The sequence below is a fragment of the Myroides sp. WP-1 genome (genome assembly GCF_014145635.1).
Classification (GTDB): Bacteria; Bacteroidota; Bacteroidia; order Flavobacteriales; family Flavobacteriaceae; genus Flavobacterium.
Window position 1 is genome coordinate 1 of the sequence record NZ_JACHTC010000008.1, and the last position, 13,860, is coordinate 13,860.

Genomic DNA, 13,860 nt, shown 5'->3' on the forward strand with positions numbered 1-13,860 from the left:
TTTTACTGCGTTTCCGTCTGAATCGGTTACAACTAACTCGTCATTTACTAAGGCAAATGTTTGGTTGGTTGTGTTTAGATCTTCAATTGCAATCTCGTGTTTTCCTGTTGCATCAATATAGAAGAAGTTCCCGTTTTCGTATCCTACGTTTCCGTATTTGTCGTTTAACGTATTAATGATGTTCGTTACAAATTCTTCGTTGTTTGTTACTTTTGAAATGAATTCATTGTTATCTCCTAACTTAGTTACAAACGTATTGTTTCCTGCTAAGTTGGTAACGAATGTTTCGTTGTTTGCTATCTCAGCTACTGCTACTTTTACTGCGTTTCCGTCTGAATCGGTTACAACTAACTCGTCATTTACTAAGGCAAATGTTTGGTTGGTTGTGTTTAGATCTTCAATTGCAATCTCGTGTTTTCCTGTTGCATCAATATAGAAGAAGTTCCCGTTTTCATATCCTACGTTTCCGTATTTGTCGTTTAACGTATTGATGATGTTGGTTACAAATTCTTCGTTATTCGTTACTTTGGAAATGAATTCATTGTTATCTCCTAACTTAGTTACAAACGTACTGTTATCGGCTAAGTTGGTAACGAATGTTTCGTTGTTTGCTATCTCAGCTACTGCTACTTTTACTGCATTTCCGTCTGAATCGGTTACAACTAACTCGTCATTTACTAAGGCAAATGTTTGGTTGGTTGTGTTTAGATCTTCAATTGCAATCTCGTGTTTTCCTGTTGCATCGATATAAAAGAAATTCCCATTTTCATATCCTACGTTTCCGTATTTGTCGTTTAACGTATTGATGATGTTCGTTACAAATTCTTCGTTATTCGTTACTTTAGAAATGAATTCATTGTTATCTCCTAACTTAGTTACAAACGTATTGTTTCCTGCTAAGTTGGTAACGAATGTTTCGTTGTTTGCTATCTCAGCTACTGCTAATTTTACTGCGTTTCCGTCTGAATCGGTTACAACTAACTCGTCATTTACTAAGGCAAATGTTTGGTTGGTTGTGTTTAGATCTTCAATTGCAATCTCGTGTTTTCCAGCCGCATCAATATAGAAGAAGTTCCCGTTTTCGTATCCTACGTTTCCGTATTTGTCGTTTAACGTATTGATGATATTGGTTACAAATTCTTCGTTATTCGTTACTTTAGAAATGAATTCATTGTTATCTCCTAACTTAGTTACAAACGTATTGTTTCCTGCTAAGTTGGTAACGAATGTTTCGTTGTTTGCTATCTCAGCTACTGCTAATTTTACTGCGTTTCCGTCTGAATCGGTTACAACTAACTCGTCATTTACTAAGGCAAATGTTTGGTTGGTTGTGTTTAGATCTTCAATTGCAATCTCGTGTTTTCCTGTTGCATCAATATAGAAGAAGTTTCCGTTTTCGTATCCTACGTTTCCGTATTTGTCGTTTAACGTATTGATGATGTTCGTTACAAATTCGCTGTTGTTTGTTACTTTGGAAATGAATTCATTGTTATCTCCTAACTTAGTTACAAACGTACTGTTATCGGCTAAGTTGGTAACGAATGTTTCGTTGTTTGCTATCTCAGCTACTGCTACTTTTACTGCGTTTCCGTCTGAATCGGTTACAACTAACTCGTCATTTACTAAGGCAAATGTTTGGTTGGTTGTGTTTAGATCTTCAATTGCAATCTCGTGTTTTCCTGTTGCATCGATATAAAAGAAGTTCCCATTTTCATATCCTACGTTTCCGTATTTGTCGTTTAACGTATTGATGATATTGGTTACAAATTCTTCGTTATTCGTTACTTTAGAAATGAATTCATTGTTATCTCCTAACTTAGTTACAAACGTATTGTTTCCTGCTAAGTTGGTAACGAATGTTTCGTTGTTTGCTATCTCAGCTACTGCTACTTTTACTGCGTTTCCGTCTGAATCGATTACAACTAACTCGTCATTTACTAAGGCAAATGTTTGGTTGGTTGTGTTTAAATCTTCAATTGCAATCTCGTGTTTTCCAGCCGCATCGATATAGAAGAAGTTCCCATTTTCATATCCTACGTTTCCGTATTTGTCGTTTAACGTATTGATGATGTTCGTTACAAATTCGCTGTTGTTTGTTACTTTAGAAATGAATTCATTGTTATCTCCTAACTTAGTTACAAACGTATTGTTTCCTGCTAAGTTGGTAACGAATGTTTCGTTGTTTGCTATCTCAGCTACTGCTAATTTTACTGCGTTTCCGTCTGAATCGGTTACAACTAACTCGTCATTTACTAAGGCAAATGTTTGGTTGGTTGTGTTTAAATCTTCAACCACGATGTTTTGTTTTTGTCCACTAGCATCTAGGTAGAAGAATTCTCTCTGTTGAGCATCATACCCCACGTTTCCGTATTTGTCGTTTAACGTATTGATGATGTTGGTTACAAATTCGCTGTTGTTGGTTACTTTGGAAATGAATTCGTTGTTGTTCGCTAAATTGTCAACAAAGGTTTTGTTGTTTGCTATATCAGCAATAGCTAAATAAACTTTTGAATTTTCTGTATCTGTAATAACTAATGATTCTTCCCCATTTTTATTTGGATTTCCTGCGATTGCGAATGTATTATTCTTGCGATCTGACACACTATCACCAGATAGTAAACGCGTCCATGCGTTTGATTTCCAATAATAGAAACCTGCTTCTAAAGTAGAAGAACCTGTATTATAAACTAATAAACTTTCTACCATATCTCCTTTGATGGGAGCATGATCTTTCAATGCTGTTAATTGAATACGTGGGATTAAAATTCCTCTATCGGTTGCTACGATATCCAACTGTGCTACATCAGCTGCTTTTGGTGTTCCAATACCAATTTGTGCAAATGCGGTACCGCTCAATACTAAAGCTACTAATGGAATTACTCTTTTTATCATACTACTATGTTTCTTTTCTAATCATTTAAAAAACAACTCAAAAATCTAATTACTACTTGCAAAAATCTGCAATATCATTCACTTTTAAACTAGAATTCAGACGTTTATAAAAACAATTAATAATATTATACTTTTTTTACTAATAAGAAATATATATTCTTTTCACTCAAAAACAATTTATTCTCAAATTTCGATTTTAAAATTACTAATTTTAGATTAAAAAGGAATACTAGTACACCAACTGACTTTAATTTCTTAACAATATCTCAACAGGTGTTTTTTTTAAAAAAACTACAAAATTAAATTTTTGACAAACTCACTAGTGTAATTTTATGATTAAAAGCATTAAAAACGAAAAACAAAGGCTATACTTTTCTCTGTTATCTATCTTTTCATGCTCCCCCCCCTTCTCTTTTATTCAAACTTCAATCGTAGAATTTATTTGTTTTTTTAATAAATCTTATTGTTCTCAAAATAACAAGTATTGTGCCAAAAAAGTCTCAAAATGAAACTACTACTTAATTTTTACAAAAAAAACAATTATAACATACTGATAATAAATATCTTAACTTAAATAAAAAAAGTGATATTTTGAAAGTAAAAAATTTTACTTTTTACTTTTCAAGTTGATAAAACAGCGATATCTTGCGCAAATTATTTGATTAGTTAATATTTATTCTTGTCTCAAGACAGCTATAAACCACATAAAAAAAGAGGGTTAACCTAATAGGTTAACCCTCTTTTCATTGAAAAAAATATATGAATCTGCTATTTAAAACGACTTACATATTCATAATAATAAACTCACTTCGTCGATTTTCTTGATGTTGTTCATCTGTACAGTCTACGCCGTTACCACAGTGATTAACTAATTGACTCTCACCATAGCCACGTCCAGTTAAGCGACTTGCATCTACTCCTCGGCTTATCATCCATTGGATTGTTGCTTGTGCACGACGATCTGATAATTGCATATTGTAAGCATCATTTCCTCGACTATCTGTATGTGAACGAACATCTACCTGAATATCTGGGTGTTGTAACATAACATCCACTACTTTCTGCAATTCAACTTGAGCATCCGGACGGATATTCCACTTATTAAAATCAAAGTGAATTGGCGATAATTTTAATTTCTTAAATAAATCATCTCCTTTTTTAATCTTTTCTAACTCAACATTAAATCGCTGATGTGCGCCGCGATCTGTATCAATATCAAAATCGCGATCAAAGTAATTCTCTTTTCGAACCTGCATCTTATACCCTTGAGAGCAGGCTAGTTTATTCGCTTGGTAATATCCGTTTTCATCGGTGTAAACGGTCTCAATCAATTTGTGATTGCGATCGTAAAGCGATAGTTCAACTTCTGCAATACCTTCGTGGGTATCGATATCTGAAACTATTCCGTCTAGTAATTGAATACAGGTTTCTTCCACAAATAAATAGAGATCATCTCCTCCATTTCCTCCAGGTTTGTTCGAACTTACAAATCCTTTGTGGGTGGCTGCATCTAGGTAAATACTGAAATCATCGTAACTACTATTGATATCAGGTCCAAGGTTTACGGGAACGCCTAATTGACCATCGCGATTAATCTTGGTGCGATAGATATCCAAGCCTCCAAAACCAGGTAAACCATCGCTTGAAAAATAAAGCATATAGTCGTCCGATATAAAGGGAAAGGTTTCGCGGCCTGCTGTATTAACTTTATCACCTAAGTGTTCTACTGTGCCAAAGCGACCTGTTTCAAAAAGACTCACCCGAAATAAATCCGATTGACCTATACTTCCTTGACGGTCTGAAACGAAGTACAACCATTTTTCATCTGGAGTTAACGCGGGATGGGCTGTATTGTATTCTTCTAAGTTAAACGCCAATTCTTCAGGAGAGCCCCAACTTCCGTTGGCTTGTTTCTTTGCGCGATAAATCTTCAATACAGAAGAATCTTCTGCGTTATACTGCGTGCGTTTACCGCCCTTCAAGGCTCCTTTGTTACTGGTAAAATACATCGTCCCTCCATCTTTAGTGAAAATTGCAGAACCCATATTCAGATCTTTCGAAGCTATTTCTTGAGCAAACAAAGTAGGTTCGCCAAAGCTTCCATCCTCACCTATACTCAATGCATACAACTTGGTGTATTGCTCGTTGGTCCAACTGTGCACTTTATTTTTCATCTCTTCACTCTCTCGTGAAGAAGTGAAAATCAAACGGCCATCTAATAAGGTGGCTCCGTAATCTGAATTGGCACTGTTCGAAGACATGTTTACTAATGTGTAACGAGAAGCAGTCAACGTTTTCTCTACTAATTCTTCATGAGTTATATACAATATAGCTCTGGAATCTGAAGCATTGCGTTGGCCAAATTCTTGTAAAACTTCATCTGCTTTAGCAAATTCGTTGACTGCTTTTAAGGTCTGAGCGTAGCGGTAATAGTATTCTTTATCTAGTGTGGATAAATCCTTATCGCCATAATGACCGTGAAACAATTCGTCATAGGCATTAAAGGCTTCTTCGTATTTGCCATTAAAATAATAGGCATCTCCTAATTTACTCAAGATAGAGGTATTAGCCTCTCCTTGGTCTATCATATCTTCATAGGCTTTGATTGCATCGATATAGGCGTACGTATCAAAGTTGCGATCGGCCTTGCGTTCCTTTTTTGTCTGTCCAAAGCTAAGAACACTGGACAAGAGAAAAAAGAGCAGCAGCACTTGTACTATGTTTTTTCTAGTCATAATAGTTCGGATTTAGAAAAAGCGCGGAGCGTATTTTCGTCTGTGGTTGCTAAATAGTTCGAATTTCATGAAGATTTCATGAGAGCCTGAATTGTATTTAGACAATTTACTGGTGTCTGCATCATAGGTATATCCTACAAATAATCCTTTGCTAACTTGGAAACCTGCTAACGCACTCACCGAAGAATCCCAGCGATAAGCCGCTCCTAAGGTAAATTTATCGTACAACAGGAAGTTGGCTGTAAGGTCAACTTCTAGTGGTGTTCCTGTAGCGGCCTTTACTAAAATTGCGGGTTTAAACTGGAGTTTATAGTTGATGTCAAAGACATAACCCCCAGTCAAGTAAAACTGCGTTTTCTCTTTCATCACTTTGTAATCATTGTCGTTGTAGATATTACTAGACAAAATAGTCGGTGCTGATAATCCTACATACGCTTTTTCAGAATACAAAAAGACACCTGCCCCGATATTACCCGAAAACTTATTGCTGATATTGTTTTCAGAAACCGGATCTGATCCGTCATAGATGTATAATTTATCGTAGTTTACATCCAAAAGTGATCCGCTTCCCTTTAATCCGAAAGCTAGTTTATACTGGTGATTTAATTCTATGCTATAGGCTAAATCTACCGAGAAACTGTTCTCATCCATAATCCCCAAACTCTCGTTTCTAAAGTGAAAACCCATACCCAAGCCATTATCAGAAATGGGAGTTGTTGCAGAGAGATACGCTGTCTTTGGTGCTCCTTCTAGGCCTACCCATTGGGTGCGATATAGTCCAAAGATTTGCAGATTACTTACACTTCCGGCGTAAGCGGGGTTTATGACTGCGGGATTATACATGTATTGGGTGTATTGCGGATCTTGTTGGGAAAAAGCTTGATGCATACTCAGCAAACCTAGTCCATACAGCAATACCTGCTTTATTGTGTTTTTTCTTTTCATTACTTGTGTTTTTAGTTGGTTTCAAGGTGCAGGTTTGCCGCCTTTTTAATCATACGACTGCCATTGGCATCCGTATACTCATAGGTAATGACGTAATAGTATGTACCACTTGGGAGTTTTGTGCCCTTGTCTACGGTTGCCTTTCCTTCAGAATATCCTCTAAAAACATTCGTACTACCATCGCCATACGGATCGTAATTGGTGGTTTCGTATACGCGAGCTCCCCAACGGTTGAAGATCTCAACTTTATTGGGATAGTTTTTAATGTGGTCAATGATAAAGTAATCATTCTTTCCATCTCCATCTGCTGTAACCAAGTTATAAACCACGATATCGCCATCCAATAGCCATTCTTTTTTTACCGTTCCGAAGGTAAAAACCCCATACCCTTTTACCGTACCGATAGTCGTTACTTCTTGTCTTGACATATCCACTACACCTCCTTCATCGACCCAAATTTTTTGTTGTTCGTCCCAACGTACAATGTGTAAGTCTTCTTCTGGGTTGGTTAATACTTCGTCTGATGTAGTTTCTTCATCCCAGCTTAAGGTCAAGAGCACACTACTTTCATTAGCATCTGAATTTTCTACAATCCAATACTCCGAAGTACTTATTTTATTCAATGCTCCTACTCTATTGATGCGATCTTCAAAGTAGGAAGTATCATTGTAAACATAACGGCCAACAAAAACATTTCCTCTCTCGTTTGAGGCTGAAATTTTAGCTGGACGAAACTTTTCGTCATGTCCTATAGGAAAAACAAAACTGTCGTCTCCAATTTTTTCTACAAAGCCATCCACATGAGAATCTTCATTTGCATTGAGTGCTTGAGCTCCTCTTTTAAAGGTCATCATTCCGTGCGATACTTCGGTCACTGGATTATACGTTGAGTCAACTAAAACGATTCCCTTTTTGAAATCAACTATTCCAGAAGCCTCCATATTGTTTTTCAAGTCAAAAGCTACTTTACGCAAAGGGCTATTAAATTCGACATTATAAAAGGAACTTATTCCATTTCCGGTGATTTGTTTTGGGGCGTAGGGAACTCCCTCTGCAAGAAATAATGCATTTCCTGTTTTGATATTATGGCTAATACCATATAACCCATCGTTAATGAAATTTTGATAGTAAATTGTTGTACCATCATTGATTACATCACCAGAGTCTGTATTTTCGAAAGTTCCTACAACAGAAACCACGTCTTCTGATGAAACGAAGAATACTCCTTCATTAATCATATCCGAAGACCTTTGTCCGTACATTAGCACACTACTCAATCCTAGTAGCGTGCAGTATATCTTTCTTTTTTTCATGCTTTTCTTTTAAATTATCACTTAACTTCTCTTGTCCATTCTCTAAAAAGAGATTACAGTCGCTTTTCATATACGTGAATAACAAACACTCCTTCACCGTAATTTTCGCTTGGGTTCAAAAAGTTACCAAAATGCATTGTTCCTCTTCCATTTTCAACATATCCTTTAACCGAATAGACAATCGTTTTAACATTAGATGTCGTATTGGTAATCATTTCTGTTGCTCTTCCAGATATGGGCATTGTAATATGTTTAGTTGTCCCATAGTTTTTAGGTACATTATACAAGGTAAACTTACGAGATCCCTCTTCTAACTCTGATTGTACATTATTTTCTCTACGAAACAGAGTTGCACCCAAATAGCCCGGTATATCGTTAGATGTACCCGCTAAAACTGCGGTAACGGGGAGGTTATACTCCATTGAAATTGCTACTGCTGTACGAGAATCTACTTTAATTTCAATTTCCATGTTCAGCTCTATTGGTGAATTAACTGCACCCGTAGCATTTACAAGTTGAGTAGAAACACTCTGAGACAAGTTTTTATAATAGATACTCTTCAACGAGTAGGAGCTAGGTCCTAAATCGTTATAACCTAAATTTCCCTCTTCATCCGCTAAGATTAATCGATTATATTGAATTGGATTACCCAAATAGCGCATGCGGATATCTCCTTTAATATCTAAGTCTGCCTCTGGATGTTCATTATTGATTCCGACTTGTCCAAAGGCAGTTGTTACAGCGAACAAGCCTATGCTACATATTTTTAGTAATCTCATAGTCTTAGTAATCATAAACATTAATATTCAACGAACCTTTTCCCCAGTTTAAATTTTTGGGTTCACCAGGTCTTGTCCACATACCAAATAAATTATAAGCGGTATTAGAACTCGGCGTTCTCGGTTGACTTAACATGCCATACACGTTATAAGTGACGTATTTTACCTGATTGGTGTTGTTTTCTAATTCATCATAATACACATTCGATATAGATCTACCCTGCGCACTAGCTCTTGTAGAATAGTTGGAGGCAAAAGAAAACGATCGCATGGAATTGTAAATCAGTTCTACGCTATTGCTTTCGTTTTTCCCTAATAAAATAGACCCTAGTCCAGTTCCACCGTTGATCACCACAATGTTATAGTTAATTTCAACGATCATTTTTTTCATCGGTAAAATCACAATTGTCAAACTCAAATTAAGTGGAGTTAACGTAGTTCCTACAGAAACTGGATTGCTCATTGTTTGGAAGTAACTTGTTCCATAAACATAACTATCAGCACTTCTTTCCATATAGCCTAAGTTTCCATACCCATCTGCATAGATGATTCTATTGTATTTATCCAACTGTGTACTTACATTGGGCAGATTGCTCAATTGCATTTTCACGTTGACATCCAAATCTGCTTCTGGTCTTTCAATTCCGATTCCCACTTGAGCCACACCTATATTTACTATAAACAAGGTGACTAATAAAAAAATATGTTTCATCTTTCTTATTAAAAACTAAATTGGTCAAAGATCATGGCCGAGAAAACGCCAACTCCCATACTCTTCATTGTTTGATCAGCCATGTTATCGCCAAAAAACATGGCGGTAAAATCAGGACCTTCTGTAAATCCAGTCAACGTATATTCAACTATCCGTTTCGTCGTACCTGTATTTTTAATTACATCTACATACTTTCCGTCAATAAAAACTCCTCTTTTTGTGTCATCCAAAGCACCTGGATAGGTATTTGGAAAAGAAAATTTTCTTGAACCTCCGTATAAAATTTGTGTATTACCACCTTCTTTCCTAATCAACTGCATTCCGGCAAAATGCGGTTTAACAGCTGCAACATTTGTGTGCATATAGATCGGAATATTGTAGGTTAATACAATATACGTTTCACTTTTAGGTTCAAGTTCTACCCTTAATTTTAAGCCTAGATCAGTTGAATATCCAATGGGAACAGGAACAGCTGCAGGCATTAACTGTCTGATTAAATCTTTGAATGTCAAATAACCTTCAAAAATCTGTATAGCTGTTAAATGTCCTTCATCATCACTGCGAACTTGTCTATAATGTGTGTACGGGGTAACTTTTTCTAAATCTCTAAAGCGCACTGAACCATTTGCTTCAAATTCATAGGTTGGTTGTTCTGTACCAACTCCAATTTGAGCATAAGAAATAGCACTAAAGAATAAAAGAGAGAAGCTTACGAGTAGATTTAATTGCTTCTTCATAAAATCTTTCATAATTATTACAATCTATTCTTACCTCGTTACTTCTTTACATATTCTAAAATCAAATAATATGTTCCTGTCGGATGTGCAACGGTAAATGATCCTGCTGTTCCTAAAATGATACGAGTATTTCCTCCTACAACTTCTTTTCTAATTACTCCTTCCGTAATTGAATTTGTCGCTGTATGAATTAGACGGGCATTAAGGATTACTGATGCGAAATCTCCAGGTACTTCAATAACATTTGTTTTTGTATTCAACGTGATGTTAAACATTCTCAATGCAATCTTGTCTGCAGTATCCAACCATTTTTCAGGTTTGATTTGTTCATCATAAGAATAATTAACAACTACATTATTTTTTATAAATGTGTTTAAAATATTGGTAACACTACTATCATCAACAATTTTTTGGAAGTTATTTTGTACATCTTTGACTACATCAATCTTAACTCCATCTCCTCCATTAACAATAACATTCTCATTTTTGTATTCGTATACCCCTTCACCCAAACTAGTTAAAGTTGTAACACTTTGTTTGTTTCTAATCTCTTGGCTTAAGTTGTACTCAGCGGTAGCAGTTTTGATAATCAAATCTCCAGCAGGATTACGCGTTACAGAAACTTCACCTGAAGTAGTAGAGATAAATTGTTCTAACAATTGTTTTACCGTATTGTCATTTAAGATCAGTTCGAAATCATTGATGATATCTTTAGTTACTGTAATCTTAGTATTTGCTGCTGCACCAGTCTCATCCATGTATGAATACTCAATCATTTGATTGGCATCTTGACCTTTGTTCAGTTTCGTTAAAGTTTCTGCAAATACTTTAGAACCAGCGTTTTTACCATCTTTAAATTCAAATCCAGCTAGTACGCTATTTGCATTGGTTGTTCCATCTTTTAAATCAATAGAGGCAACAAAAGACTCATTTTGAACTAATTGCGTTAGATTAATTTCTCTTGCTGGTTTGTTCGGTTCTTTTACTGTAAGAATAATGTCACCATTAGGTGCATCTGTAACCGTAACATTGGAAATGTTTTTGGTTAAAAACTCATTAAGAATATTTTTTACTTCTGAATTATCAATGATTTCTTCGAAATTATTTTGTACGTCTTCTACAACGTTAATCTTAACTCCTACTCCACCATTTACAATGATATCTTCATTTTTATACTCGTAAACTCCTTGACCTAGATTAACTAAAGTAGTGATACTTTGTTTTGCTCTAATCTCTTGGCTTAAGTTAAACTCAGCTGTAGCGGTTTTGATAATTAAATCTCCTGCAGGATTACGCGTGATAGAGATATCTCCTGAAGCAACAGAAATAAATTGTTCTAACAACTGTTTTACTCTATTGTCATTTAAGATTAATTCAAAATCATTAATGATGTCTTTCGTAACTGTAATCTTAGTATTAGCTGCAGCGCCTGTTTCATCGATATACGAATATTCGATCATTTGGTCCGCGTCTTTTCCTTTTGCTAATTCGGTTAACGTTTCAGCATATTTAACAAGATCGGTAGTTTTTCCGTTGTTAAAGGTAAAACCTCCTTTTACACCACCCGTATTTACTGTAGAATCAGTTAAGGTAAGCGCTGCTTCTGCTGAATTGTTTTTAATAATCTCTTTAAATTCATTATTATCTCCCAATTTAGTAATGAACTCGCTGTTATTTGTCAACTCTGTAACAAACACATCGTTATTGGCGATAATTTTACCTAATTCATCGATGGAAACAGCAAATCTATTGTCTTCTGTATCCGTAATTACCAACTCTGTTTGGTTTACCTCGAACGTCTTGATTTTTGTATTACCTAGTAAATCCCAACTAATTACAACTGGATTGTAATTTTCATCGTAATAGAAGAAATTGTTGTTTACTGTGTCATACCCTACGTTTCCGTATTTTCCTTTTAACTTATTGATGATGTTTTCAATAAACTCAACGTTATCTCCTAGTTTGGTAATAAACTCACTGTTTTCTGTCAGCTCGGTAACAAACACATCGTTATTGGCGATAATTTTACCTAATTCGTCGATGGGAACAGCAAATCTATTGTCTTCTGTGTCCGTAATTACCAACTCTGTTTGGTTTACCTCAAACGTCTTGATTTTTGTATTACCCAGTAAATCCCAACTAATTACAACTGGATTGTAATTTTCATCGTAATAGAAGAAATTGTTGTTTACCGTATCATAACCTACGTTTCCGTATTTTCCTTTTAACTTATTGATGATGTTTTCAATAAACTCAACATTATCTCCCAGTTTAGTAATAAACTCGCTATTTTCCGTTAGGTTTTTAATAAATGTGCTATTGTTTGCAATTTCTGCAACAGCTAATTTCACTTCGTTTTGATCACTATCTCTAACAATCAAGAAATCTTGTTCTAATGTAAAGCTAACGTTTGTTGTATTTAAGGCAGACCAATCAATTTCTTGCTCTACACCATGCTCATCAAAATAGTAGAATTTCTTAGTAACACTATTATAGTTAACATTTCCGTATACGCCTTTTAGCTTATTGATGATGTTTTCAATAAACTCAACGTTATCTCCTAGTTTAGTAATAAACTCGCTGTTTTCCGTTAGGTTTTTAATAAACGTGCTATTGTTTGCAATTTCTGCAACAGCTAATTTCACTTCGTTTTGATCGCTATCTCTAACAATCAAGAAATCTTGTTCTAAAGTAAAGCTAACGTTGGTTGTATTTAAGGCAGACCAATCAATTTCTTGCTCTACACCATGCTCATCAAAATAGTAGAATTTATTGGTTGTGCTCTTATAGCTAACATTTCCGTATACGCCTCTTAATTTATTGATGATGTTTTCAATAAACTCAACGTTATCTCCTAGTTTAGTAATAAACTCGCTGTTTTCCGTTAGGTTTTTAATAAACGTGCTATTGTTTGCGATATCTGCTACTGCTAAATAAACACTGTGGTTTTGAGTATCTGTAACAATTAATGACTCTTCATTTCCTCTTGTTGGATTTGGCCCAATTCTAAATGTATTATTTTTTCGATCCGTTACTACATCACCAGAAATTAAAGCCGTCCATTTGAAATCTTTCCAATAATAGAACCCTGCTTTGATATTGCTATTCCCTACGTGGTATATCAAAAGACTTTCTTCATAGTCTCCCTCAATCGGAGCATAACTATCAAGGCTTACTAATTCTACTCGAGGTAATAAAACTCCTTTTTTTGATGAGAATACTTCTAACTGTGCTGAACTTACGGGTTTTTTAGTACCAATTCCTACTTGCGCCATAGCTGAGCCACTTAAAACAAGTGCTACCAATGGAATAACTTTTCTAATCATATTGCATTTATTTTTTAATCGGTTATTTTGTGAATTATATAACTCTTAAAATTTTTCCTCACAAAAATACAATCAATAAATTATATACAACAATGTCAACAAATTATTAAATATAATCACACTTTTTAACCAAAACAACATACAATATTTTGTGTAATTATACTAATACTGTATTAAAAATAAAATTCACAATTAATGTTTTTTTCGCATAAAATCACACCTTTTAGGTCAGAAATTCTATCTATAGGAATATTTTTATCAAACACCTCTTCATACGCCCAAACATTCTCTAAATGCAAATTTCTATTAAAAAAAATAAAATAAATTATTCGCATCTGCTTTTTCGCTCATTATCAGAAGTATGGATATTTTTTTTAAAAATAAACGTTAGTTAAGCGTTAAATCAAATACCGTAAATTTC

Annotated in this window: 8 protein-coding genes; all 8 read right to left on the minus strand. The window is 34.9% G+C overall.

Annotated elements, in window-relative coordinates; all coding sequences use genetic code 11:
- Nucleotides 1–2,892 (minus strand): hypothetical protein (locus H4K33_RS09160; RefSeq protein WP_182648161.1); only part of this gene is annotated, 2,892 nt, incomplete at its 3' end.
- A gap of 782 nt (nt 2,893–3,674) precedes the next feature.
- Nucleotides 3,675–5,627 carry an OmpA family protein gene (locus H4K33_RS09165; protein WP_182648163.1) on the minus strand — a complete coding sequence of 651 codons (1,953 nt, stop codon included), beginning with the start codon at nt 5,625–5,627 and terminating at the stop codon, nt 3,675–3,677.
- A gap of 12 nt (nt 5,628–5,639) precedes the next feature.
- The gene (locus tag H4K33_RS09170; RefSeq protein WP_182648165.1) at nt 5,640–6,572 is read right to left on the minus strand and encodes a type IX secretion system membrane protein PorP/SprF; all 933 of its coding nucleotides are present in this window, start codon (nt 6,570–6,572) and stop codon (nt 5,640–5,642) included.
- Between the two features lie 11 nt (nt 6,573–6,583).
- Entirely contained in the window at nt 6,584–7,885 is a 1,302-nt protein-coding gene (locus H4K33_RS09175; RefSeq protein WP_182648167.1) for a gliding motility-associated C-terminal domain-containing protein, read from the minus strand.
- 53 nt (nt 7,886–7,938) lie between these two features.
- Complete coding sequence (locus H4K33_RS09180; RefSeq protein WP_182648170.1) at nt 7,939–8,664, minus strand: hypothetical protein; 726 nt, start codon at nt 8,662–8,664, stop codon at nt 7,939–7,941.
- Between the two features lie 4 nt (nt 8,665–8,668).
- Nucleotides 8,669–9,376: a hypothetical protein gene (locus tag H4K33_RS09185; RefSeq protein WP_182648171.1), complete on the minus strand. Its 708-nt coding sequence runs from the start codon at nt 9,374–9,376 to the stop codon at nt 8,669–8,671.
- Between the two features lie 8 nt (nt 9,377–9,384).
- Complete coding sequence (locus tag H4K33_RS09190; RefSeq protein WP_182648173.1) at nt 9,385–10,113, minus strand: hypothetical protein; 729 nt, start codon at nt 10,111–10,113, stop codon at nt 9,385–9,387.
- Nucleotides 10,114–10,151: 38 nt separating this feature from the next.
- Entirely contained in the window at nt 10,152–13,439 is a 3,288-nt protein-coding gene (locus tag H4K33_RS09195; protein WP_182648174.1) for a hypothetical protein, read from the minus strand.
- Nucleotides 13,440–13,860: the final 421 nt, after the last annotated feature.